This window comes from Bradyrhizobium sp. Leo114, assembly GCF_055229415.2.
In genome coordinates, this window is sequence record NZ_JBUYEN020000013.1 from 162,224 (window position 1) to 187,196 (window position 24,973).

At 65.2% G+C, this 24,973-nt stretch carries 20 protein-coding genes and 1 other RNA gene; 17 read left to right on the top strand and 4 right to left on the bottom strand.

What is annotated here, in order from left to right; translation table 11 throughout:
- Nucleotides 1–46 precede the first annotated feature (46 nt).
- Complete coding sequence (locus tag ACZIRK_RS18145) at nt 47–1,849, top strand: ABC transporter ATP-binding protein (protein ID WP_463327856.1); 1,803 nt, start codon at nt 47–49, stop codon at nt 1,847–1,849.
- A 72-nt stretch (nt 1,850–1,921) separates the two neighbouring features.
- Here ACZIRK_RS18145 and ACZIRK_RS18150 read toward each other — a convergent pair whose 3' ends face one another.
- From ACZIRK_RS18150 to rnpB, 3 genes are all read right to left on the bottom strand, one after another.
- Nucleotides 1,922–2,857 carry a DMT family transporter gene (locus ACZIRK_RS18150; protein ID WP_463327857.1) on the bottom strand — a complete coding sequence of 312 codons (936 nt, stop codon included), beginning with the start codon at nt 2,855–2,857 and terminating at the stop codon, nt 1,922–1,924.
- A gap of 73 nt (nt 2,858–2,930) precedes the next feature.
- Nucleotides 2,931–3,674, bottom strand: a complete 744-nt coding sequence (locus ACZIRK_RS18155; RefSeq protein ID WP_463327878.1) for a sulfite exporter TauE/SafE family protein — start codon at nt 3,672–3,674, stop codon at nt 2,931–2,933.
- A gap of 202 nt (nt 3,675–3,876) precedes the next feature.
- Nucleotides 3,877–4,302: RNase P RNA component class A (gene rnpB, locus ACZIRK_RS18160), an RNA gene on the bottom strand.
- A 151-nt stretch (nt 4,303–4,453) separates the two neighbouring features.
- On the opposite strand from rnpB, the gene ACZIRK_RS18165 reads away from it, so the two are divergent.
- Both ACZIRK_RS18165 and ACZIRK_RS18170 read left to right on the top strand, forming a co-directional pair.
- Complete coding sequence (locus tag ACZIRK_RS18165; protein WP_463327858.1) at nt 4,454–4,807, top strand: YciI family protein; 354 nt, start codon at nt 4,454–4,456, stop codon at nt 4,805–4,807.
- 39 nt (nt 4,808–4,846) lie between these two features.
- The gene (locus tag ACZIRK_RS18170; RefSeq protein WP_463327859.1) at nt 4,847–6,082 is read left to right on the top strand and encodes an RNA polymerase sigma factor; all 1,236 of its coding nucleotides are present in this window, start codon (nt 4,847–4,849) and stop codon (nt 6,080–6,082) included.
- A 101-nt stretch (nt 6,083–6,183) separates the two neighbouring features.
- Here ACZIRK_RS18170 and ACZIRK_RS18175 read toward each other — a convergent pair whose 3' ends face one another.
- The gene (locus ACZIRK_RS18175; RefSeq protein WP_463327860.1) at nt 6,184–7,041 is read right to left on the bottom strand and encodes an N-acetylmuramoyl-L-alanine amidase; all 858 of its coding nucleotides are present in this window, start codon (nt 7,039–7,041) and stop codon (nt 6,184–6,186) included.
- A 281-nt stretch (nt 7,042–7,322) separates the two neighbouring features.
- Between ACZIRK_RS18175 and rsmH the strand changes: the two genes are divergently transcribed.
- The 14 genes from rsmH to ftsA all read left to right on the top strand — a co-directional run bounded on the left by rsmH (nt 7,323) and on the right by ftsA (nt 24,925).
- Entirely contained in the window at nt 7,323–8,498 is a 1,176-nt protein-coding gene (rsmH, locus tag ACZIRK_RS18180; RefSeq protein WP_463327861.1) for a 16S rRNA (cytosine(1402)-N(4))-methyltransferase RsmH, read from the top strand.
- A gap of 3 nt (nt 8,499–8,501) precedes the next feature.
- On the top strand, nt 8,502–8,903 hold the full coding sequence (ftsL, locus tag ACZIRK_RS18185; RefSeq protein ID WP_130227674.1) for a cell division protein FtsL: 402 nt from the start codon (nt 8,502–8,504) through the stop codon (nt 8,901–8,903).
- The gene (locus ACZIRK_RS18190) at nt 8,900–10,645 is read left to right on the top strand and encodes a peptidoglycan D,D-transpeptidase FtsI family protein (RefSeq protein WP_130227673.1); all 1,746 of its coding nucleotides are present in this window, start codon (nt 8,900–8,902) and stop codon (nt 10,643–10,645) included. Before ftsL ends, ACZIRK_RS18190 begins: the two co-directional genes overlap by 4 nt.
- 95 nt (nt 10,646–10,740) lie before the next feature.
- Nucleotides 10,741–12,198: a UDP-N-acetylmuramoyl-L-alanyl-D-glutamate--2,6-diaminopimelate ligase gene (locus ACZIRK_RS18195; protein WP_463327862.1), complete on the top strand. Its 1,458-nt coding sequence runs from the start codon at nt 10,741–10,743 to the stop codon at nt 12,196–12,198.
- Nucleotides 12,195–13,628 carry a UDP-N-acetylmuramoylalanyl-D-glutamyl-2,6-diaminopimelate--D-alanyl-D-alanine ligase gene (locus tag ACZIRK_RS18200; RefSeq protein WP_463327863.1) on the top strand — a complete coding sequence of 478 codons (1,434 nt, stop codon included), beginning with the start codon at nt 12,195–12,197 and terminating at the stop codon, nt 13,626–13,628. Before ACZIRK_RS18195 ends, ACZIRK_RS18200 begins: the two co-directional genes overlap by 4 nt.
- 9 nt (nt 13,629–13,637) lie before the next feature.
- A complete protein-coding gene (gene mraY / locus ACZIRK_RS18205) occupies nt 13,638–14,744 on the top strand; it encodes a phospho-N-acetylmuramoyl-pentapeptide-transferase (protein WP_028167502.1) in 1,107 nt (368 codons plus the stop codon).
- The gene (murD, locus tag ACZIRK_RS18210) at nt 14,741–16,144 is read left to right on the top strand and encodes a UDP-N-acetylmuramoyl-L-alanine--D-glutamate ligase (RefSeq protein ID WP_463327864.1); all 1,404 of its coding nucleotides are present in this window, start codon (nt 14,741–14,743) and stop codon (nt 16,142–16,144) included. The genes mraY and murD overlap by 4 nt, the downstream gene beginning before the upstream one ends.
- 197 nt (nt 16,145–16,341) lie before the next feature.
- A complete protein-coding gene (ftsW, locus tag ACZIRK_RS18215; protein ID WP_028167500.1) occupies nt 16,342–17,493 on the top strand; it encodes a putative lipid II flippase FtsW in 1,152 nt (383 codons plus the stop codon).
- A gap of 119 nt (nt 17,494–17,612) precedes the next feature.
- On the top strand, nt 17,613–18,713 hold the full coding sequence (murG, locus tag ACZIRK_RS18220) for an undecaprenyldiphospho-muramoylpentapeptide beta-N-acetylglucosaminyltransferase (protein WP_463327865.1): 1,101 nt from the start codon (nt 17,613–17,615) through the stop codon (nt 18,711–18,713).
- Nucleotides 18,714–18,823: 110 nt separating this feature from the next.
- Complete coding sequence (gene murC / locus ACZIRK_RS18225; RefSeq protein ID WP_463327866.1) at nt 18,824–20,227, top strand: UDP-N-acetylmuramate--L-alanine ligase; 1,404 nt, start codon at nt 18,824–18,826, stop codon at nt 20,225–20,227.
- Nucleotides 20,228–20,270: 43 nt separating this feature from the next.
- Nucleotides 20,271–21,155 carry a UDP-N-acetylmuramate dehydrogenase gene (murB, locus tag ACZIRK_RS18230; RefSeq protein ID WP_456642509.1) on the top strand — a complete coding sequence of 295 codons (885 nt, stop codon included), beginning with the start codon at nt 20,271–20,273 and terminating at the stop codon, nt 21,153–21,155.
- Nucleotides 21,155–22,147 carry a D-alanine--D-alanine ligase family protein gene (locus ACZIRK_RS18235; protein WP_456642446.1) on the top strand — a complete coding sequence of 331 codons (993 nt, stop codon included), beginning with the start codon at nt 21,155–21,157 and terminating at the stop codon, nt 22,145–22,147. The genes murB and ACZIRK_RS18235 overlap by 1 nt, the downstream gene beginning before the upstream one ends.
- 475 nt (nt 22,148–22,622) lie before the next feature.
- A complete protein-coding gene (locus tag ACZIRK_RS18240; protein ID WP_463327867.1) occupies nt 22,623–23,609 on the top strand; it encodes a cell division protein FtsQ/DivIB in 987 nt (328 codons plus the stop codon).
- Complete coding sequence (gene ftsA, locus ACZIRK_RS18245) at nt 23,606–24,925, top strand: cell division protein FtsA (RefSeq protein WP_028167494.1); 1,320 nt, start codon at nt 23,606–23,608, stop codon at nt 24,923–24,925. The genes ACZIRK_RS18240 and ftsA overlap by 4 nt, the downstream gene beginning before the upstream one ends.
- Nucleotides 24,926–24,973: the final 48 nt, after the last annotated feature.

A 24,973-nucleotide genomic window follows, 5' to 3' on the forward strand; every position in this document is an offset into this window, starting at 1 on the left:
AATTCAGATGGAGCCGGCCTGCGCGCGAGCGCGGCCGGATTGCGCCATGACTATTCAAACTGACAAACGTCCCGCCGCGATCCGCGTCGTGATCCCGTTCATATTCCGCCACTGGCTGAGGCAGCCCATCCGCGCCACCACCGTAATGGTCGGCTTTCTTGGTGCCACCGTCGCCGACCTTTTCATGCCGGTCTACTCCGGCCATCTGGTCGACGCGCTGACGCTCGGCACTTCGGATCAGGCGGCGCGACATGCGGCGATGGTTGCGTTCGGCGGTATCGTCGCGCTTGGCCTGTTGTCGATCATCCTGCGATTTGTCGGACTGCAGGCGATCGTGCCGTTCACGTTGACGACGATGTCGGACGTGGCACGCGAGGCGTTCGCGCGGGTGCAGCGGTTCTCGACCGACTGGCACGCCAATTCGTTTGCCGGCTCGACCGTGCGCAAGGTCACCCGCGGCATGTGGGCGATCGATCTGCTCAACGACACCGTTCTGATGGCGTTGTTGCCGTCGCTGATGGTGCTGGTCGGCTCGATGATCCTGCTCGGATTGCACTGGCCCGTGCTCGGCGCCGTGATCGGCGTCGGCGCGGTGATTTATGTCGTGATGACCGTCGTGCTCTCGGTGAACTATATCGCACCGGCCGCGCGCGTCTCCAATGCCTGGGACACCAAGGTCGGCGGCACGCTGGCGGACGCGCTCACCTGCAACGCGGTGGTGAAATCGTTCGGCGCGGAAGCGCGCGAAGATACGCGGCTCGCTGGCGTCATCGCCCGCTGGCGCAGGCGGGTGCTGCGCACCTGGCTGCGCTACAATGCGACCAACATGGCGCAGCTCGCGGTGCTCTTGTGCTTTCGCGCATCGGTGATCGGCGGCGCCATCCTGCTGTGGCTTGCCGGCCGCGCCTCGCCGGGCGACGTCACCTATGTGCTGACGAGCTATTACGTCATCCACGCATACTTGCGCGACGTCGGCATGCACATCAACAATCTGCAGCGTTCGGTCAATGACATGGAGGAACTCGTCACCATCCATGGCGAGCCGCTCGGCATCGTCGATGCGCCTGACGCAAAGCCGATCGATGTTCAGGGCGGAAGGATCACGTTCGACAACGTCACCTTCCTCTATGGCGGGCATCGCACGCCGCTCTATGATGCGCTGTCGATCGATATTCGCGCCGGCGAGCGTGTCGGGCTGGTCGGCAGATCCGGCTCCGGCAAGACCACGTTCGTGAAACTGGTGCAGCGGCTCTACGACGTCTCGGGCGGACGGATCCTGATCGACGGCCAGGATATCGCTCACGCGACGCAACAATCGCTGCGCAGCCAGATCGCGATCGTGCAGCAGGAGCCGATCCTGTTCCACCGTTCGTTGGCCGAGAACATCGCCTATGGCCGGCCGGGCGCCAGCATGGCGGCGATCGAGCACGCGGCGCGGCTTGCCAATGCGCACGATTTCATCATGCGATTGCCGAAGGGCTACGGCACGCTGGTCGGCGAGCGCGGCGTCAAACTGTCCGGTGGCGAGCGGCAGCGCGTCGCGCTGGCGCGTGCGTTCCTCGCCGATGCGCCGATCCTGATCCTGGACGAGGCGACCTCGAGCCTGGATTCGGAATCGGAGGCGCTGATCCAGGAGGCGATGGAGCGGCTGATGAAGGGCCGCACCTCGATCGTGATCGCGCACCGGCTGTCGACGGTGCGCGGCCTCGACCGCATCCTGGTGTTCGATCGCGGCGAGATCGTCGAGCAGGGCACCCATGCCACGCTGACCGCGCGGCCGGGCGGCATCTATCGCAGCCTGTTCGAGCGGCAGGCGATGGAGTTCGACGAGGTCTCCGCGGCGGAGTAGTCGCCGTCATTCCGGGGCGCGCGTGAGCGCGAACTACGATGCGCAATTGCGCATCTGAGGATCTCGAGGTTCTCAGGTGCGCAAGTGCGCACCATAGTTCGGCGCTTTGCGCCGCCCCGGAACGACAGCCTTTCGCCCCCGCGTGCGCGCGCTGATCGCGACCGTCGCCACCACGGCGGCGGCGAACAGCACGACTTGCCAAGTGATCGTCTCGCCATTGAACAGCGAGGCGAGCACGAAGGTGACGAAGGGCTGCAACAATTGCACCTGCGACACCCGCGCGATCCCGCCCATCGCCATGCCGGCATTCCAGGCGAAGAAGCCGATCCATTGCGAGAACAGCGCGACGTAGAGCAGACCAAGCCAGGGTTTAAGCGAGATGTGCATCGGATCGGCCGGCATCGTCAGCGCCGCCGCCGGCAGCGCGAACGGCAACGCAATCACCAGCACCCAACTGATGACTTCCCAGCCCGGCATCTCCGCGGTGAGCCGTCCGGAGAAGGCATAGCCAACGGCGGAAACCGCAACGGAGGCGAACAGGAAGAGGTCGCCCGTCGACAGCGTGCCGCCGCCGTCACGCAGCGCAAAGGCGATCACGAGCGCGGCGCCGACGACAGCAGCGACCCAGAACAAGGGCCGCGGCCGCTCGTGGGTGATGGCGACCGCCACCAGCGCGGTCGCGATCGGCAGCACGCCGAGCACGACGCCGCCATGGGAGGCGTCAACCCGCTGCATGCCCTCGGCCATCAGGAGTGGAAACAGGATGGCGACGCACGGCATCACCAGCGCAAGCTGCGGCCATAGCGCCCGCCGCGGCAGCGGCCGCCGCAACACGAGCAGGAGCGCGAGCGAGCATAGACCGGCGACTGCGGTGCGGATCGCGGTCAGGGCAATCGGATCAATTTCCGCGACGGCAAGCCGCGTCGCCGGCAGCGTGCCGCCGAAGATCGCCATGCCGATGAAGCCCAGCAACAGGCCGAAACGTTCGCGCGGGGAGGACGAGGACATGATAGGCGTGGATAGCGGGTTCACTGCCCCGCGTACAGCAATCTACTCGGTGCATATGGCAGCCATGCGCGCGCTACCTCGGAGCAATTCCGCTCCACACCAGCCCGATGCCGGAGAGAAACAAAAGCCCGAGCACGATGTTTGTGAAATTCCGGTCGCTCAGCGCATGATAGATTCGCGCGCCGAGCCAGGCGCCGGCCACCGTCGCCGGAAAGGTCACGACAGCCAGCGTGAGAACTTGCTTTGTGACGAAGCCGGCGAATGCCTGAAGCACCAGCGCCGTCGCCAGCACCGTGAAGTTGAAGGTCTGGAAAATCCCGCGCCGTTGCTCCTTGGTCCAGCCGCGCACGCTGGCCCAAAGAATCGGAAGTGGGCCGGACAGGCCGGCGAGGCCGCCAAGGATGCCGCCGGCAAATCCGATGGCGCCGTCGAACGGCTTGCTGCCAAACTTGATCGCCATTGGCCTGCGCTGAAAATAGAGCGCGGTGGGAAAGACCAGCAGAAACACGCCGATGGTCAGCTTGAAGGTGCTGGGATCGGCATGGGCAATCAGCAGCGTGCCGAGCGGCACGCCGGCCAGCCCGCCGACCACAAATGGCCAGACCAGCCTGAAATCGATCGAGCGCCAGATCGAGGGCAGGGTCGTGAGCTGGCCGACGACCGAGCAGATCAGGACCAAAGGCACGGCAAGCGCAGGCAGCGCAACGTAGAGCCAGATCCCCAGCGCCATCAGCGCGGTGCCGAAGCCGGCAAGGCCGGATACGAAGCCCCCGGCCAACGCGCCGACAAACAGCACCGCCAGCGCGAATCCGCCCATCATCGTCTTGTTCTCATTGTCATTGGCCCGACGTTTACACGACGTGCCCGGTAGGTACCATGGCCGTGACTCGCGACGTCATTTCACGGCGCCCCAAAAATGGCGAGGGGTCCGGCGTGTTGCGCCGAACCCCTCATTTGGTCCACCAAGAGGCGTTTTCTTCACGCGAACCGGAAACCCACTTCGCTTGAAAACGCTTTAGAACATCAGCCGGCCTGTAAGCCGGGTTCTGTAGGGCACCATTCTCGCGAATGGTACGTGACGGCCATTCCTCTGGGACCGCCTTTGCAGACGGCCTCGAGCAACCTACCCGGACGGCGGGCCTGACATCGCCCTGCAGCGTTATCGCTTGCGCGAACAGCCTGCGGTGCCGTCCCTATTCGGTTTTGCTCCCGGTGGGGTTTGCCATGCCGTCTCCGTTGCCGGAAACGCGGTGCGCTCTTACCGCACCTTTTCACCCTTGCCGCGCCGGAGCCCCGAAGGGCGAAGGCGGGCGGTTCGTTCTCTGTGGCACTTTCCCTGGGGTTGCCCCCGCCGGACGTTATCCGGCACCGCATGTCGATGGAGCCCGGACTTTCCTCCCCCGCGGCCTTTCGGCGCTTGCGGGAGCGGCCGTCCGGCCGACTGACGCCAGTAGGCATGGGGGTTTGTGGCCGCAAGGTCAAGGCGAAAGCGGCCTGCGGAACCTCACTAAAATAAACTATCCTGAAGATGTCGTTTTGCGTCCGCCCCGCTCGACTGGATGTCGGCGATCCAGCCGATGAAAAGGAGACTTCGCGATGCAGTATCTGTTGATGATCTACCAGAATGAGGTCGAGTACGCGAAACTCGACGCGGCAACGAGTCAGAAGATGATGGAGGAATACGGCAAGTTCACCCAGTCCATCGTCCAGAGCGGCAATTTCAAGGCCGGCGACCGGCTGCGGCCGACGACGACCGCGACCACGGTGCGCGTGCGCGACGGCAAGGCGCTGACGACGGATGGCCCGTTCGCGGAGACGCGCGAGCAACTCGGCGGCTACTATCTGATCGAAGCCAAGGACCTCGACACGGCGCTCGCGATCGCCGCGCGCATCCCGAGTGCGAGGCTCGGCGCGATCGAGGTGAGGCCGATCTGGGTGTATGATAAGTGATGGCCTAGCGCCGCCACTCCGGGGTAATGGCGTCACCGTATGACTCCGACCCAGATCGAAAAGATCTTCCGCGACGAGGCGAGCCGGGCGCTGGCGACGCTGATCCGCCTCGTCGGCGATTTCGATCTTGCGGAGGACGCGCTGCAGGAGGCATTCGCGGCGGCGCTTGAGCGCTGGCATGCGGGCGAGTTGCCGGAGAATCCACGGGCGTGGCTGGTCAATGTCGGCCGCAACAAGGCGATCGATCGCATCCGCCGCAATGCCGTCTTCCGCGGCAAGCAGCAGGAGCTGACGCACGAACTTCTGCTCAATGCGTCCGCGCCTTCCGAGCTTGCCGATGCCACGCTCGACGACGACATGCTGCGGTTGATCTTCACCTGCTGTCATCCGTCATTTGCCGACGAGGTGCAGGTCGCGCTGACGCTGCGCACGGTTTGCGGCCTCTCGACGGCCCAGGTCGCGCGCGCCTTCCTCGTCAGCGAGGACGCAATGGCGCAGCGGCTCTTGCGCGCGAAGCAGAAGATTCGCCTCGCCGGCATTCCCTATGAGGTGCCGGAGCGGGAGGCGCTGGAGCCGAGGCTGCGCGGCGTGTTGGCGGTGATCTATCTCGTCTTCACCGAAGGCTATGTGGCGACCTCCGGCGAGGACCTGATGCGCCCGGATCTGGCGCGCGAGGCGATCCGGCTAGCGCGGCTGATCGATGCACTGATCCCCGGCCGCGGCGAGATCAAGGGACTGCTAGCATTGATGCTGCTGCACGACGCGCGCCGCGCCGGCCGCGAAACCGCAGGCGGCGACATCGTGCTGTTGGAGGAGCAGGATCGCTCGCTGTGGGACATCAGCCAGATCGCCGAAGGCCTGCGATTGGTGGAGGAAGCGCTGCGCATGCCCGGCCGGCCGCAATCCTACACGGTGCAGGCCGCAATCGCGGCGCTGCATGCCCGCGCGCCGAGTTATAATGACACCGACTGGCCGCAGATCGCCGGCCTCTATGAAGTGCTGCTCCGCATCAGCCCCTCACCGGTGATCGAGCTGAACCATGCCGCGGCGGTGTCGATGGTCGACGGCCCGGCGCGTGCGCTCGATTTGATCGACGCGCTGGAAGCGCGCGGCAGCCTCAAGGGTTACGAATTGCTGCCGGCTGTCCGCGCCGATCTGCTGCGCCGCCTCGGCCGCACCGACGCCGCGGGCCAAGCGTATCGGGCGGCAACCGCCGCGACGCAACTGGAGCCACTGCGCCGGCTCTATGCGCGGCGCATCGCGGAGATGGGGTGATGGCCTCCGTCATTGCGAGGAGCGTAGCGACGAAGCAATCCATGCTTCAACAAGTGGCGAGATGGATTGCTTCGCTTCGCTCGCAATGACGAGAGACTTGCCTATTTGGCCGCAACCACCGTCGCTTCCGGCGGCAGGCTCTCCAGCAGCGCATGCAACGTGGTCATGGTCGAGCGATCGACGATGCCGTCGACGCGCTCCTGGCGGAAATGGCGCTGGAAGGCGGTGACGACTTCCATGGTGGGGCCGTCGAACTTGCCGTTGGTCGGGATGTTGTAGCCGTACCGGGCGAATGCCTGCTGCATGTTGGTGACGTTATCGTTGATCGCGCCGAGCTGGAGCGTCTCCCCGCGTACGATCGGCGCCGGCTGAACCCAATGTCCGACGCCGGAATTGGCCAGCGAATGCCACGGGAACTTTTCGCCGGGGTCCTTCTTGCGCGCCGGCGCCACGTCGGAATGAGCGAGCACGCGATACGAAGGCACGTTGCGGCGGAGCATGATGCCGCGGCACAGCGCGATCACCGCTGCGATCTGGCGCAGCGGATAATCCGGATAGCCCCAGTCATGGCCGCGGTTGATGATCTCGATGCCAATCGAGCAGGAATTGATGTCCTCTTCGCCGGCCCAGCAGGAGACGCCGGCATGCCAGGCGCGCTTGCTCTCCGGCACGCATTGCACGATGCGTCCATCCTCCAGCACGATGTAATGTGCGGAGACCTCGGTGCCGGCGGTGCAGAGCTGGGCGATGGCGCCCTCGACGTCGGGCATGCCGGTGTAATGCAGCAAGATCATGTCGGGCTGCCGGACGTTGGCGCGTTCGCCGAAATTCACCGAAGGGATGACGTCGGAGACGATCGAGGAGTCCGGAGTAAAGGTCTTCATGTCGGCGATGGCCCTCGGAACGGGAAGGGCGCGTTGACGCTTCGAATCAGCAGACGCGAACGAACCAGACGACATCCCAAATCTCAAATTCAAAACGGCAGTCCTGCAATTTCCGGACAGCCTTCAATTTACTATTCCTTTACCCTGCCGCGGGTGCAATCACATCGGCGCCATCCCGCGAATTTTAGGTCCGCCTGTGGATGGTGCGCATCAGCGAGTTCCACGTGTGACTAAAAAGCAAAATAAACCGTGAAGGATTCGGCAACGCTTTCTTAACGCTAAGTGCCGTTACTAAGTGGTGAATAGCCGAACCGGTTTTTGAGGGGCGGCCGAGGCCCGCTTGCGCGCGAAATCCCATGGCAGCCCAGCAAACTCCGGTCGGGAATCAGGATTTGCGGCCTGATATGGGAACCGGCGCGTGCTCCGTGCCGCGGCTGCTCGGACGGAACCGCGGCGTGACGCGTAACTATTCGAGGCGCCATGGGCTGGTCCGTGTCCAGTTTCGATCCCTTACGCCGGACACCATTCGGAGCCGGCGCATGACGCCTGCTGCGCCGCACATTTCCGTGCTCGGCCGCGAGGCGGTCGACATGCTGAATCCGCGCACCGGCGGCATCTATATCGATGCCACCTTCGGCGCCGGTGGCTACAGCCGCCTGATTCTCGACGTGGCTGGAACCCGCGTCATCGGCCTCGATCGCGACCGGTCGGCGATCGCGGGCGGCTTCGATCTGGTTGATCGCTCCGAAGGCCGGCTGACGCTGGTCGAGGACCGCTTCTCCAATCTCGCCGACATCTGTGCCGCCCAAGGTGTGGAGGCCGTCGACGGCGTGGTGATGGACATCGGCGTCTCCTCGATGCAGCTCGACCAGGCTGCGCGCGGCTTCTCGTTCCGTCTGGCGGGCCCGCTCGACATGCGGATGGGGCATGCGGGGCCGACCGCGGCGGACGTGATCGCAACCGCGTCGGAGCGCGATCTTGCCGACATAATCTATCTCTTCGGCGAGGAGCGGCACTCGCGCGGCGTGGCGCGCGCCATCGTGGCCGCGCGCAAGGAAGCGCCGATCGAGACGACGCAAGCGCTGGCCGACATCGTCGCCAGGGTCGTCCGCTCCAAGCCGAACGAGATCCATCCGGCGACGCGGACGTTCCAGGCGCTGCGCATCTTCGTCAACGAAGAGCTCGATGAGTTGCTGCGTGGGCTCACCGCCGCCGAGCGTGTGCTGAAGCCGGGCGGACGGCTCGTGGTTGTTTCGTTCCATTCGCTGGAAGACCGCATCGTCAAGAATTTCTTCGGCGAGCGTGGCAAGGTTTCCAGCGGTTCGCGGCATCTGCCCGAAGTGGCGCAGATGGCGCCGAGCTTGAAGATTTTGACCAAGCGCCCGCTGACGCCGTCCGAGGACGAGATCGCGGCCAATCCTCGCGCGCGGTCGGCCAAACTGCGCGCCGCCGAGCGCACCGAAGCGCCAGTGCATGCCGAGGGTGAGCCGCCGTCATGGCCGACGCTCGAACGCGTGATGAGGGGAGGCTAGCGCATGCGCATCCTCCATTTCCTCGTGATCGGTTTCCTCGTGGCCTGTGCGGCCTATGTCTACCGCATCAAAATGGAATCGACGGCCCGTACCGAGCGCGTGCTGCGGCTGAATGCGGAAATCCGCGAGCAGCGCGATGCGATCGCGACCCTGCGCGCCGAATGGGCCAAGCTCGACTCGCCGCTTCGGCTGCAGGGATTGGCCGAGCGTCATCTCGCGTTGAAGCCGCTCATCGCCAATCAATATGACTCGTTGAAGAACTTGCCCGAACGTCCGCCGAACTTCGCGCGGCCGGGCGCGCCTGACCCGATCGGCGCGATGATCAACACCATCGAGGCCGCCGCCGACCAGGAGAGCGTGACCGGGTCGGTACCAGACCCCGCGCAGCAGGGAGATCAGCAATGACCGACCGCGCGCCAAGCACAAAGCCGGCCGAGCCGTGGCGGCAGCGGCTGATCCGCGGCCTGCTCTACGGGCGGAATGTCGACCGCAGCGCGAAGGCGCGCGCCCGGGTCGGTCTCGCGATCATCGCGTTTGCCGCCGTCTACGCCATCATTGCCGGGCGCCTCGTGATGTTCGCGATGGGCGCCGACAGCCACGGCGCGCGCCGCACCGCCTCGCAGGATGCGATCGCCACCGCGCGCCCTGATATCATCGACCGCAATGGCGCAATCCTCGCGACCGACGTCAAAGCGCCGAGCCTGTTTGGCGAGCCGCGCCGCATCATCGACAAGGACGAGGCGATCGAGCTTCTGACCGCGACGCTGCCTGATCTCGACACCGCCGAAGTGCGCGACCGTCTGTCGTCGCGAAAAGGTTTCGTCTGGCTGAAGCGGGAGATCACGCCGCAACAGCAGCAGGATATCCATCGCCTCGGCGTTCCCGGCATCGGCTTCCTGCGCGAGAACAGGCGCATCTATCCGACCGGCCCCACCGTTGCCCATTTGATCGGCCTCGTGAACATCGACAACCAGGGCATCGCCGGCATGGAGAAGTGGCTGGACAATAACGGTCTGGCCGATCTGCATCGCGCGGGCTTTGCCACCGACCGCTTGCAGAAGCCGGTGGAACTGTCGATCGATCTGCGCGTCGAGCATGCGCTGCGCGACGAGCTCCTGAAGGCCAAGGAGAAGTACAAGGCCAAGGCGGCATCGGGCCTCGTCTCCAATGTTCGGACCGGCGAGATCGTCGCGCTGGTCTCACTGCCCGATTTCGATCCCAACAATCCGAAGGAAGCGCACGATCCCGATCGCATCAACCGCCTGACCACGGGCGTGTTCGAGATGGGCTCGACCTTTAAGACGCTGACGCTGGCGATGGCGCTGGATTCCGGCAAGGCCACGCTCCACACCATGTATGATGCGCGCGGCGCGCTGCACTATGGCAAGTTCGCGATCCACGACACCCATCCGCTCGGCCGGGCGATCTCGCTGTCGGAAGTGTTCACCTTTTCCTCCAATGTCGGCGCGGCGCGCATCGCGCTTGCGCAAGGAGTCGAGGCGCACAAGGCGTTCCTGAAGAAGGTCGGCCAGCTCGACCGTCTCCGCACCGAATTGCCGGAGAGCGCATCGCCGATCGTGCCGAAGCGCTGGGGTGAACTGAACACGATCACCATCTCCTTCGGCCACGGCATCGCGGTTGCGCCGCTGCAGGCGGTGATGGGCATCAATGCGATGGTCAATGGCGGCAATCTGATCCCGCCGACCTTCCTCAAGCGCTCGGAGGAAGACGCCAAGGCGATCGCCAAGCGGGTGGTGAAGCCTGAGACGTCGGACAAGATCCGGTATCTGATGCGGCTCAATGCCGAGATCGGAACCGCCAAGTCGGCCGACGTGAAGGGTTATTATATCGGCGGCAAGACCGGCACTGCGGAAAAGGTGGTCAATGGCCGCTACTCCAAGAAACAGGTGCTGAACTCCTTCACCGCCATCCTCCCGGCCGATAATCCGAAGTACCAGCTTCTGGTGATGCTGGATGAGCCGAAGGCGCTGCCGGAGACCCATGGTTTCATCACCTCGGGCTGGAACGCGGTGCCGACCGGCGGCAAGGTGATCGCCCGTATTGCGCCGCTTTTGGGGCTCGAGCCGCGGTTCGACCTGCCGCCGTCCGACCGCCTTATTCTTGCGGCATCGAGGACAACCCAGTAAGGCGTGGGGGCAGGGCATGATCCGGAAGCGTGGATGTAGGGTTTCCGCGAGGATCATGATCTAAGCGTGCGAGCAGCCGGCCGGACTGGAAGATCATGAGACTTCGCGACCTTTTCAGCGCTGATGCCACGATCGATCCGCAGGCGGAAGCCATCGAGATCGGAGGGGTGACGGCTGATAGCCGCGCGGTGAAGCCGGGCGATCTGTTCTTCGCACTCGCGGGTTACAAGACCGATGGGGCGCGCTTCATCGATGCCGCGATTGCCGCAGGTGCGGCCGCGGTCGCCGTCGATCATCGGCCGCAAGGCGCTCCGCGCGTGCCTTTTGTCGTGACGGCAAATCCGCGCCGCGCATTGGCACTGGCCGCGGCGAAGTTCTTCCCGCGCCAGCCCGAGACGATCGCGGCTGTGACCGGCACCAGCGGCAAGACATCGGTGGCGGCTTTCACGCGGCAGATCTGGCAGCGACTGGGGCACGATGCCGCGAGCATCGGCACCATCGGCCTGGTGTCGCCGAAACGCACGGTCTACGGCTCGCTGACCACGCCTGATCCGATCGCGCTGCATCGCCAGCTCGACGAGATCACCCGCGATGGCGTCACGCATCTGGCATTCGAAGCGTCCTCGCACGGGCTCGACCAATATCGGCTTGACGGCGTGCGCATTGCCGCCGGCGGCTTCACCAATCTGTCGCGCGACCACATGGATTATCACCCCGACGTGGCGCACTATCTCAACGCGAAACTGCGGCTGTTCCGTGATCTGGTGATGCCCGACGGGGCAGCCGTGATTTCGGCTGATCATGATTGCTCGCCTGAGGTGATCGATGCGGCGCGCACGCGCAAGCTCAGGACCATCACGGTTGGCCGCAACGCCGACGGCGGAGATGGCATTCGCCTGCTCGACGCTTCGATCGAAGATTTTGCACAGAAGCTGACGATCGAGCACCGTGGCCGGAAGCGCGCTATCCATTTGCCGCTGGTCGGCGAGTTCCAGATCGAGAATGCGCTGGTGGCCGCAGGCCTTGCGATCGGCACCGGCAGCGACGCCGATGCCGTCTTTGCAAACCTCGAACATCTCGAGGGCGCCAAGGGACGGCTCGAACGTGTCGGTGAGCGCAACGGTGCGCCGATTTTCGTCGACTATGCGCACAAGCCGGACGCGCTCGCCAAGGCGCTGCAGGCGCTGCGGCCCTATGCGAAGCGCGCGCTGATCGTCGTCTTTGGCGCCGGCGGCGACCGCGACGCGGGCAAGCGTCCACTGATGGGCGCGATTGCCGCTGACAATGCCGACAGCGTCATCGTCACCGACGACAACCCGCGCAGCGAGAATCCGGCGGCGATCCGTGCGGCCATCCTCGGCGCCGCGAAGGGCGCGAGCGAAATCGGCGATCGCGCGGAAGCGATCAAGGCGACCATCGCGGCATTGCAGCCGGGCGATGTGCTCTTGATCGCCGGCAAGGGGCATGAGATCGGACAGATTATCGGCGACAAGACATTGCCGTTCAGCGATCATGAAGCCGTGGCCGCGGCGCTTGAAGCGAGGGGCGCATGAGCACAGCACTATGGACATCGGCTGCGATGGCGGAGGCGATGCACGCCGCGACACAGGGGCGCTTGCCGTCCGGCGTCACCGGCCTTTCCATCGACAGCCGCACCCTGCGGCCAAGCGAGGCCTATTTCGCCATCAAGGGCGACGTGCATGACGGCCACGATTTTGTCGAGGCCGCATTGAAGGCGGGCGCCGCGCTCGCGGTGGTCGAAAGCGCACAACGCGACAAGTACCCCGCCGATGCACCGCTCTTGATCGTCGACGACGTGCTCGCCGGTCTCGTCGATCTTGCCCATGCCTCTCGCGCGCGGCTCAACGCGAGGATCATCGCGGTCACCGGCTCGGTCGGCAAGACCTCGACCAAGGAAGCGCTGCGGCACGTGCTCTCGGCGCAAGGCGAGACGCATGCCTCGGTTGCTTCCTTCAACAATCACTGGGGCGTGCCGCTGTCGCTGGCGCGCTGTCCGGCGTCGGCGCGGTTTGCGGTGTTCGAGATCGGCATGAACCATGTCGGGGAGATCACGCCGCTGGTGAAGCTGGTGCGGCCGCATGTTGCCGTCGTCACCACCGTGGAGCCGGTGCATCTGGAGTTCTTCTCCGGCATCGAAGAGATCGCGGACGCCAAGGCGGAGATCTTTCTGGGTCTTGAGCCCGATGGCGCCGTCGTGCTCAACCGCGACAATGCGCAATTTGGAAGGCTGGAAGCCCGCGCGAAGGAACTCGGCATTTCACGCATCGTCGCCTTCGGCATGGACACGCAATCCGATGCGCGGCTTATCGACGTGTCGCTGCACGCGACTTGTTCCGTCGTACATGCCAACATCCTCGGCCACGACGTCACCTACAAGATCAGCATGCCCGGCCGCCATATGGCGATGAACTCGCTCGCCGTACTCGCCGGCGCATCGCTGATCGGGGCGGATCTTGCGCGCGCGGCCTTGTCGTTGTCGCAGCTCGAGGCTCCGGCGGGTCGTGGTGCGCGGCGCACCCTCGAGATCGGCGCTGGCGAGGCGACGCTGATCGACGAGAGCTATAATGCCAATCCGGCGTCGATGGCGGCTGCGCTGAACGTGCTCGGGCAGGCGCAGCTGGGTGCGCAGGGCCGCCGCATCGCGGTGCTCGGCGACATGCTCGAGCTCGGGCCGACCGGCCCTGCGCTGCATCGCGGCCTGGCCGAGGCTGTCAACGCCAACAATATTGATCTCGTCTATTGTTGTGGTCCGCTGATGCGCAACCTCTGGGACGCTCTTTCCACGGGAAGGCGGGGAGGCTATGCCGATAGCTCGGCGAGTCTGGAGACCCAGGCGGTCGCGGCCATCCGCCCCGGCGACGCTGTCATGGTCAAGGGATCGCTGGGTTCGAAGATGAAGCGGATCGTCAACGCGCTGGAAAAGCGCTTTCCCGGCAAAGCCGCGCATGAAGAAGCGGTATAGGCATATTGAATGTTTTATTGGCTGATCGACCTTTCCAACACGGTGCCCGGCTTCGGGGTGTTCCGGGGGGCGCTCAACGTGTTCCGCTACATCACGTTCCGCACCGGCGGGGCGATGGTGACGGGCGCGCTGTTCGTGTTCCTATTCGGGCCCTGGATCATCGATCATTTGCGGCTGCGCCAGGGCAAGGGTCAGCCGATCCGCACCGACGGCCCGCAATCGCACCTGATTACGAAGAAGGGCACGCCGACCATGGGCGGGCTGATGATCCTGTCCGGCGTGGTGGTGGCGACGCTGCTCTGGGCCAACCCGATCAATCCCTATGTCTGGATCGTGCTGGCGGTGACGCTGGGCTTCGGCTTCGTCGGCTTCTATGACGATTATCTGAAAGTCACCAAGCAGAGCCACAGTGGCTTTGCCGGCAAGCTGCGCCTTGCGATCGAGGCGATCATCGCGCTCGCCGCCTGTTACGCGCTGGTGCGGCTCGGGCGCGACGTGTCCTCGACCTCGCTCGCGATTCCCTTCTTCAAGGATGTGGTGTTCAATTTCGGCTGGTTCTTCGTGATCTTCGGCGCCTTCGTCATGGTCGGCGCGGGCAACGCGGTGAACCTGACCGACGGCCTCGACGGTCTCGCCATCGTTCCGGTGATGATCGCGGCCGCCAGCTTCGGCATGATCTCCTATCTCACCGGCAACGCGGTGTTCTCCGACTACCTGCAGATCAACTATGTCGCCGGCACCGGCGAGCTCGCGGTGCTCTGCGGCGCCGTGCTGGGTGCTGGTCTCGGGTTTCTGTGGTTCAACGCGCCGCCGGCGTCGATCTTCATGGGTGACACCGGCTCGCTCGCGCTCGGCGGCATGCTCGGGGCAACGGCGGTCGCCGTGAAGCACGAGATCGTGCTGGCGGTGATCGGCGGCCTGTTCGTGCTGGAGGCGGTTTCGGTGATCGTGCAGGTGGCCTCCTTCAAGCTCACCGGCAAGCGCGTGTTCCGGATGGCGCCGCTGCACCATCATTTCGAGCAGAAGGGCTGGACCGAGCCGCAGATCGTGATCCGCTTCTGGATCATCGCCGTGATGCTGGCGCTCGCCGGCCTCTCCACGTTGAAGCTGCGATGATCCCTGTCACCTCCTTCGCGGGCAAGACGGTCGCCGTGTTCGGTCTCGGCGGTTCGGGACTTGCGAGTTGCCATGCGCTGAAGGCGGGTGGGGCGGAGGTGATTGCCGGCGACGACAACTCCGACAACGTCGCCAAAGCCGCGCAGGCCGGCTTCGTCACCGCGGACCTGCGCTCGGTCTCCTGGGAGAATTTCGCCGCGCTGATCCTGACCCCCGGCGCGCCGCTGACCCATCCCGCGCCGCATTGGAGCGTGCTGCTGGCGCGCCAGGCCGGCGTCGAGGTGATCGGCGATGTCGAACTGTTCTGCCGCGAGCGCCAACGTCACGCGCCGCAAGCGCCGTTCGTCGCCATCACAGGCACCAACGGCAAGTCGACCACGACAGCGCTGATCGCCCATCTGATGAAGGTCGCCGGCTACGACACCCAGATGGGCGGCAATATCGGCACTGCGATCCTGTCGCTGGAACCGCCGCAGATGGGGCGCGTGCATGTGATCGAGATGTCGTCCTACCAGATCGACCTCACGCCCTCGCTCGATCCGTCCGTCGGCATCCTGCTCAATGTCAGCGAGGACCACATCGATCGCCACGGCACGCTGGAGAATTACGCCGCGGTCAAGGAGCGGCTGGTCGCGGGCGTGCAGCCGGGTGGCACCTCGATCGTCGGCGTCGACGACATCTTCTGCCGCAACATCGCCGATCGCCTCGATCGGGCGGGCAAGCGTGTGGTGCGGGTGTCCGTGAAGAACCCGCTGCCCGACGGCATCTATGTCGAGCACGAGACCATCGTGCTGGCGTCCGGCGCCGCGCGCAGCGAGATCGCGCGGCTGGGCGGCATCGGCTCGCTCCGCGGCCTGCACAACGCGCAGAACGCGGCATGCGCTGCGGCCTGCACGCTGGCGATGGGCATCTCGACGGATGTGCTGCAGAACGGCCTGCGTAGCTTTCCCGGCCTCGCCCACCGCATGGAGCAGGTCGGCCGCCGCGGCAATGTGCTGTTCGTCAACGACTCCAAGGGCACCAATGCGGATGCGGCAGCGCATGCGCTGTCGTCTTTCACTGACATTTTCTGGATCGCCGGCGGCAAGCCGAAGGCCGGCGGCATCACCAGCCTGACCGGTTATTTCCCGCGCATCCGCAAAACCTATCTGATCGGCGAGGCGGCGCAGGAATTTGCCGGCACGCTCGGCGAGGCCGTGCCGCACCAGATTTCGCAGACGCTCGATGTCGCAGTCGCCAACGCCGCGCGCGATGCGGAAGCCTCCGGCCTCACTGACGCGGTCGTCCTGCTGTCGCCGGCCTGCGCCTCCTTCGACCAGTACCGCAATTTCGAAATCCGCGGCGCCGCCTTCCGCGACCTCGTCACGGCACTGCCCGGCGTCAAGCCGGTGGTGATGTAGCCCGTCATGGCCGGGCTTGTCCCGGCCATCCACGTCTTCCCTTCGTTGCGGCGGCAAAGACGTGGATGCCCGGCACAAGGCCGGGCATGACGACGGGAGAGAGGTTCGCTCTATCTCCAAAGTTGCTCAATCCATTAACCCTTCGGAAACCATCCTCGTCCACCAATGGCCGTTACCTCGGCATTCTGGGGACGCCCATGCTCGCCCGTGATCAACGCACCCCGTTCTCCGACTGGTGGTGGACCATCGACAAGCCGCTGCTGGCGGCGGTCATCGCGCTGATGTTCGGCGGTGTCATCCTGTCGCTGGCGGCGAGCCCGCCGGTCGCGACCCGGATCGGGCTCGACCCGTTCCATTTCTTCAGCCGGCACGTGATGTTCCTGCTGCCATCCTTCATCGTGCTGATCACGGTCTCCTTCCTGTCGCCGCGCCAGATCCGGCGCGCCGCGATGGTGGTGTTCTTTGTCAGCATCGCGCTGATCGTGATGACCCTCCTGATCGGCCCGGAAGTGAAGGGCTCGCGGCGCTGGATCACGCTGGTCGGCGTCAACATCCAGGCTTCCGAATCGGCCAAGCCGGCCTTCGTCATCCTCGCGGCCTGGCTGTTTGCGGAATCGACCAGGCGCCCCGAGATGCCGGCGACCTCGATGGCGTTGGTGCTGCTGTTGATGCTGGTCTCGCTCTTGGTGATGGAGCCCGATTTCGGCCAGACCATGCTGATCCTGATGGTGTGGGGCGCGCTATTCTTCATCGCAGGCATGCGGATGATCTGGGTCGCCGGGCTTGCGGGCGCCGCGGGCCTTGGCCTGTTCAGCGCCTATCTGTTCGTTCCGCACGTCGCCGGCCGCATCAAGCGCTTCATGAATCCGGCCTCGGGCGACACTTTCCAGGTCGACATGGCGATGGAGGCGTTCTGGAATGGCGGCTGGTTCGGGCTCGGGCCGGGCGAGGGCATTGCAAAGCGCAGCCTGCCGGACAGCCACACTGACTTCGTCTTTGCGGTCGCCGCGGAAGAGTTCGGCATCATCCTTTGCCTTGCGCTGCTGGCGCTGTTCGCCTTCGTCGTGATCCGCACGCTCTCGCGCGCCTACACGACCGAGGACATGTTCGCGCGCTTTGCGGCGTCGGGGCTCGCAATTCTGTTCGGCGTGCAGGCTGCGATCAACATGGCGGTCAACCTGCAATTGATCCCGGCCAAGGGCATGACGCTGCCGTTCATCTCCTATGGCGGCTCGTCGATCGTCTCGCTCGCCTACGGCGTCGGCATGATGCTGGCCTTGACCCGGCAGCGCCCACGCACCGAGATCGAATCGACCAACGCGGCCAGCGCAGCGCCAGGCTACGCGTAGCTCATTCCGCCGTCATTGCGAGGAGCGAAGCGACGAAGCAATCCATAGTGTCGCAAGTGACGAAATGGATTGCTTCGCTTCGCTCGCAATGACGGCTAAATGCCAGTAGAAGCTCCGATATGGACAACGCGCCCCTCATCCTGCTTGCGGCCGGTGGCACCGGCGGCCATTTGTTCCCCGCCGAAGCGCTCGGCGTGGAACTGAACAGACGCGGCCTGCGCGTGCGGCTCGCGACCGACGCCCGCGCGCTGCGCTACAGCGGACTGTTCTCCAAGGACAATATCGATGTGGTGCCGAGCGAGACGGTGCGCGGACGCAATCCGATCTCGCTCGCCCGCACCGCGTTCACGCTGGGCTATGGCATCGTGGTTGCCGCCAATCTGGTGCGCCGATTGAAGCCGGCCGCGGTGGTCGGCTTCGGCGGCTATCCCACGGTGCCGCCGCTGCTCGCCGCGCGCCTGCTCGGCGTGCCCGGCATTATCCATGACGCCAACGCGGTGCTCGGCCGCGCCAATCGCTTCCTCTCCAGCCGCGTCAATGCGATCGCGACATCGCTGCCCGGCGTGCTCGACCGCGATCCGGCACTCGCCGCTAAGACCACCACCGTCGGCACGCCGATGCGGCCCACCGTCCTCGCAGCCGCCGCGGTGCCGTTTGCCTCGCCGGAACCGAACGGCCCGCTGCGCCTGCTTGTGGTCGGCGGCAGCCAGGGTGCGCGGGTGATGAGCGACATCGTGCCCGGTGCGATCGAAAAGCTCGAGCCGGCGCTGTGGAGCCGCCTGATCCTCACGCAGCAGGTGCGGGAGGAGGACATGGCGCGGGTGCGCGCGGTCTATGACCGCCTCAAGATCAATGTCGAGCTCGCGCCGTTCTTCACCGACCTGCCGGCAAGGTTAGCCGCCAGCCATCTCGTGATCTCGCGCTCCGGTGCCGGCACCGTCGCCGAACTCGCCGCGATCGGCCGGCCCTCGATCCTGGTGCCGCTGCCCGGCGCGATCGACCAGGACCAGTTCGCCAATGCCGGCGTGCTGTCGCAGGCCGGCGGCGCATTGCGGATTCCACAGGCCGAATTTACCCAGGACAGGTTGGCTGCTGAAATCTCTGCTTTGGCGGCCGAACCGGCGAAATTGACGGCAATGGCGTCCGCCGCGCGCGGCGCCGGTCGGCTCGACGCGGCGGAGCGACTGGCCGATCTGGTGGTGAAAGTGGCTGGAATTTAGGCGATTCTGCAGAAATTGCCCTTGTCATGCCCCGCGAAAGCGGGGCATCCAGTAATTTGCAGAGCCGATTTGAATCTCTCGGGCTGCGCAGAGTATCGAAGGATTGTCTCATGAGACTGCCGCGCGAGATCGGACCTATCCACTTCATCGGGATCGGCGGCATCGGCATGAGCGGCATTGCCGAGGTGCTCTGCAATCTCGGCTACACCGTGCAGGGCTCTGATGCTTCCGAGAGCGGCAATGTCGCGCGGTTGCGCGAGAAGGGCGTCAAGGTTTCGGTCGGCCACAAGGCCGAGAACGTCAACGGCGCCGACGTCGTCGTGGTCTCGACCGCGATCAAGCGCGATAATCCGGAATTGATGGCCGCCCGGGCGCAGCGCATTCCGGTGGTGCGCCGCGCCGAGATGCTCGCCGAATTGATGCGGCTGAAGAGCTGCGTTGCGATCGCCGGCACCCATGGCAAAACCACGACCACCTCGATGGTTGCAGCCCTGCTCGATGCCGGCGATTTCGATCCGACCGTGATCAATGGCGGCATCATCAATGCCTACGGCACCAATGCGCGGCTCGGCGCCGGCGACTGGATGGTGGTGGAAGCCGACGAAAGCGACGGCACGTTCCTGAAGCTGCCGACGGACGTCGCCATCGTCACCAATGTCGACCCCGAGCATCTCGATCACTTCGGGACCTTCGAGGCGGTGCAGGACGCATTCCGCGCCTTCGTCGAGAACGTGCCGTTCTATGGCTTTGCGGTGATGTGCATCGACCATCCCGTGGTGCAGACGATCGTCGGCCGCATCGAGGATCGCCGCATCATCACCTATGGTGAAAATCCGCAGGCCGATGCGCGACTGGTCGACCTGCAGCCGATACCCGGCGGCTCCAAGTTCAAGGTCGCCTTCCGCAACCGCAAGACCGACGTGACGCACGAGATATCGGACATCGTGCTGCCGATGCCGGGTCGCCACAATGCGTCGAACGTCACCGCGGCGATCGCGGTCGCGCATGAGCTCGGCATTTCCGACGAAGCGATCCGCAAGGCCATCGCAGGCTTCGGCGGCGTGAAGCGGCGCTTCACCCGGACCGGCGAGTGGAACGGCGTCATCGTGATCGACGATTACGGCCACCATCCCGTCGAGATCGCCGCGGTGCTGAAAGCTGCGCGCGAGTCCTACGGCGGCAAGATCATCGCCGTGGTGCAGCCGCATCGTTTCACCCGCCTGCAGTCGCTGTTCGAGGAATTCTGCACCTGCTTCAACGATGCCGACGCGGTTGTCGTCGCCGAGGTCTATCCGGCCGGCGAGGCGCCGATCCCGGGCATTGACCGCGATCATTTCGTGCTCGGCCTGCGCGCGCACGGCCATCGCGACGTGATCCCGCTGCCGAATGCCGGCGAGCTTGCGAAGATCGTTCGCGGCCTTGCCAAGCCCGGCGATCTCGTCGTGTGCCTCGGCGCCGGCAACATCACGCAATGGGCTTACGCATTGCCCGGCGAATTGAAGGCGCTGGGCTAGCGTGGCCGGTTTCCCCGACATCGCCCTCGAACTGAAAGCCGCGATGCCGGACTTGCGCGGGCGGCTCTTGGCAAACCAGTCGCTGGCGGAACTGACGTGGTTTCGCGTCGGCGGACCGGCGCAGGTGCTGTTCACGCCGGCGGACGAGGACGACCTCGCTTATTTCCTGGCGCGCCTGCCGCAGGATTTGCCGGTTTATGTCGTCGGCGTCGGCTCGAACCTGATCGTGCGCGATGGCGGGATGCCGGGCGTCGTGATCCGCCTCGCGCCGCGCGCATTCGGCGAGACCAGGGCCGAAGGCGACATCGTCAGCGCCGGCACTGCTGCGCTCGACAAGCGCGTGGCCGAGACGGCGGCGGCTGCAAATATCGGCGGCATGGAGTTCTTCTTCGGCATCCCCGGCACTGTCGGCGGTGCGCTGCGCATGAATGCGGGTGCCAACGGCGGCGAGACCAAGGATGTGCTGCTGGACGCCACCGGCATTGGCCGCGACGGCACTAGGCATGTCTTCACCAATGCCGACATGAAATTCGTCTACCGGAGCAGCGGCGTCGATCCCTCGATCATTTTCACCTCCGCGCGCTTTCGCGGCAGGATCACCGCGCCCGAGGCGATCCGCGCGCGCATGAACGAGGTGCAGACCCACCGCGAGACCGCGCAGCCGATTCGCGAGAAGACGGGCGGCTCGACGTTCAAGAACCCGCCGGGCAACAGCGCCTGGAAATTGATCGATGCCGCCGGTTGCCGCGGCCTGCGCGTCGGCGGCGCCCAGGTCTCGGCGATGCACTGCAATTTCCTCATTAACACCGGCAATGCCACCGGACACGATATCGAAACGCTCGGCGAAACCGTGCGGCAGCGGGTGAAAGAGACGTCGGGAATCGAGCTACACTGGGAAATCAAGCGAATCGGGATCGAGCGAAGCTGATGCGAACGACCATTCTCTTCGGCGGCAGCAACAAGGAACGCCTCGTCTCGGTGGCAAGCGCGCAGGCGCTGCATCAGGCTTTGCCGGAAGCCGATCTCTGGTTCTGGGACGTGGCCGACAATGTCCATGTCGTGCGGTCCGAGCAGCTTCTCGAACATGCGAGGCCCTTCCAGGACGAGTTCAGGCCCGGCACCCGCGGCGTCCCGCTCGCGCAAGCGCTTGACCAGGCTGCCCGCGAGGATCGCGTGCTGGTGCTTGGCCTGCACGGCGGGAGCGCCGAGAACGGCGAATTGCAGGCGATGTGCGAGATGCGCGGCATCCCCTTCACCGGTTCGGGTTCGGCGTCCTCGCATCTTGCCTTCGACAAGGTCGCGGCGAAGCGATTCGCGGCGATTGCGGGCGTGCCGGCGCCGGGCTGCATCGCGCTGGACGAGATTGACGCTGCCTTCGCCGAATATGGCAGGCTGATCGCCAAGCCTGCGCGCGACGGATCGAGCTACGGCCTGATCTTCGTCAATGCGAAGCAGGACATCGTTGCCGTCCGCAACGCCGCCAGGACGGAGGACTATCTGATCGAGCCGTTCGTTGCGGGCGTGGAGGCAACCTGCGGCGTGCTGGAGCGCTCCGACGGCGCAATCTTCTCGCTGCCGCCGATCGAGATCGTGCCGGCGGAGGGCGCGTTCGACTACACCGCAAAATACCTGCTCAAATCGACCCAGGAGATCTGCCCCGGGCGCTTTTCGCCTGATATCAGCGCCGCGATCATGGACCTCGCGCTCCGCGCCCACCGGGCGCTGTCCTGCAGCGGCTATTCCCGCACCGACTTCATCGTCTCCGCCAAGGGGCCGATCTATCTGGAGACCAATACGCTGCCTGGGCTGACCAAGGCCTCGCTCTACCCGAAGGCGCTCAAGGCGCAGGGCATCGAATTCGTCGATTTCCTGCACGAACAGATCGAATTGGCCAAGCGGCGGGCGGTTAGGGTGGGTTAGTTAGCGCCATCCCTCCGTCCGTCATTCCGGGGCGCGCGAAGCGCGAACCCGGAATCCATCGGGCCGCAGCGCTGCTGGCGAAATGGATTCCGGGCTCGATGCTTCGCATCGCCCCGGAATGACGGGGGGAGCGTGTAGAAGCGTCGGGAACCGGGTTCCATCCCGAATCGGCCCCCGGGATTGCTAAAATCCTAAGGATTGCGTGGCAAAGTACGCACATTGCTCATCAAAACCTGTTCTGCGTTAACCGCTTTTACCTTTTGTTTACCAGGAAGTCCGAAGGTTAACGCCGGCGGCGCATGTAGCGCTTGGCTGCCGGGCGTGAGCTGTCGCGGGAACTTTCACTTCGACACGCGTAACGAGGGACAGGGGGCCTTTCTTACTGGCTTCGACACCCAGGCCGGCATCACCGAGACGTTGTGTGCGCCAGGACCCGCAAACGTGTTGCGGGCACAAGATTTGACGAGCTCGTGCAATGGATGGTGCAGGCCGCCTCACTCGATCACTGCGATCGCTGAGGCCCGAAGCTGACCTGAAAGCAGCCGCTATTGGAGCGGCGGTGCTGCTGCGCGAGTATTTTGCCCGCCGTCGTGCCCGCCGCGCCCCGCCCGTGATCGATCGCGATCCGCCCAGCCGCTTCATCCTTCTGATCGAGCGCTATCTGCCGCGCCGCGTCGGTCTTGCCGCCACCGTCTTCATCCTGCTCGGCAGCGCCGGCCTCGGCATCGTCAAGGGCGGCCATGTCGACGAATTCGTGACGGGACTTTCGGATGCGCGCAACGCGCTCGGGAACTCGGCAGGCTTCCGAATCACCACCGTGGCCATCAACGGCCGCAAGCAGTTGAGCCAGGACGAGGTGCTGGCGATCGGCGGCGTCAATGGCCGCTCCTCGCTGTTGTTCCTGGATGCCGCGACCGTGCGTGATCGGCTGAAGGCCAATCCCTGGATCGCCGACGCGACGATCCTGAAGCTTTATCCGGGCCAGCTCCAGATCGACATCGTCGAGCGCAAGGCGTTCGCGCTGTGGCAGCAGGATGGGCGCCTGTCGGTGGTCGCGGATGATGGCGCGGTCCTCGAGCCCTACGTGTCGCGCCGCTTTCTCACGTTGCCGCTCGTGGTCGGCAAGGGGGCCGAGACCAGGGCCAAGGATTTCCTGGCGCTGCTCGATCGCTATCCGCAGGTGCGCTCGGTGACCAAGGCCGCGATCTTCGTCGGCGAACGGCGCTGGAACCTGCGGCTCAAGGATGGCCTCGACATCCGCCTGCCCGAGAACGACGTCGGCAATGCGCTCGCCGCGCTCTCCAAGCTCGACAAGGAAGACCGGCTGTTCTCGCGCGACATCGTCGCCGTCGACATGCGCCTGCCTGACCGGTTGACGGTGCAACTGTCCGAGGACGCGGCAAAGGCGCGCGAGGAGCTGTTCAAGGACAAGAAGTCCAAGAAGAAGGGCGGTGACGCATGACCGTCCTCGATCGCAATCTGACGCCGAAGACACGCCCGATGGCCCACAAGCGCACCGCGCTTGTGGCTTCGCTCGATATCGGCACCAGCAAGATCGCCTGCATGATCGCGCGGCTGAAGCCGTCGCCGCCGAGCGAAGCCCTGCGCGGCCGCACCCATGCGGTGGAATTGATCGGCTACAGCCAGATCCAGTCGCGCGGCGTCAAGGCCGGCGCGGTGGTCGATCTCGCCGAATGCGAAAAGGCGGTGCGTCATGCGGTGGCGCTTGCCGAGCGCATGGCCAAGGTCCGTGTCGAATCCGTGCTGCTGCCGGTTGCCGGCGGCCGGCCTGCGGGCCAGCTCGTCGAGGCTGCTGCCGACATTCGCGGCGGCTCGGTGACGGAAGCCGACATCAGCCGCGTCACCACAGCCGGCATGATCCACGCGACCGCCCATGGGCGGACCGTGCTGCACGCGCTGCCGGTCGGCTACGCGCTCGATGGGGTCAAGGGAATCCGCGATCCGCGCGGCATGGTGGCGCGCCAGTTCGGCGTCGACATGAACGTCGTCACGGCCGACGCCACCGTTGCCAAGAACCTGATGCTCGTGGTCGAGCGTTGCCACCTCAATGTCGAGGCGATGGCGGCAAGCTCCTATGTCGCCGGCCTCTCGGTGCTCACCGATGACGAAGCCGATCTCGGCGCCGCCGTGGTCGAGATGGGCGCCGGCTCGACCACGATCGCGACCTATTCGGGCGGACGCTTCGTGCATGCGTCGGGATTTGCGCTCGGCGGGCAGCACATCACGATGGATCTCGCGCGTGGCATCGGCGCGTGCATTGCGGATGCCGAGCGAATCAAGACGTTATATGGCACCGTGCTGACTGGCGGCTCGGATGCGCGCGAGCTGATGTCGGTCCCGACCGCCGGCGACGAACGCGATACGCCGCAGATCGTCTCCCGCGCCACGATTGCGAACATCGTCCGGCATCGCGCCGAGGAGATTTTTGAGATGGTCCGGGACCGGCTCAAGGCCTCCCCGTTTGCGGCAGAGCCGAGGGCGCGGGTCGTGCTCAGCGGCGGCGCCGCGCAGCTCACCGGCATGATCGAGCTCGCCACCCGCATTCTCAATCGGCCGGTGCGGATCGGCCGTCCGCTCGGCTTCGGCCGTCTGCCCAACGAGGCCAAGGGGCCGTCGTTCGCGGTGCCCACCGGGCTTCTGGTCTATCCGCAATACGCTCACCTCGAACATGTTGAACCGCGGCACACGCGGCAGCTCAAGACAGGGACTGACGGTTATTTCGGAAAGGTCGGACGATGGCTTCGCGAGGGCTTCTGATGACCACTCATAAGGCCCACAAGATTTTCACCAGCTCCCGCGGCCGCA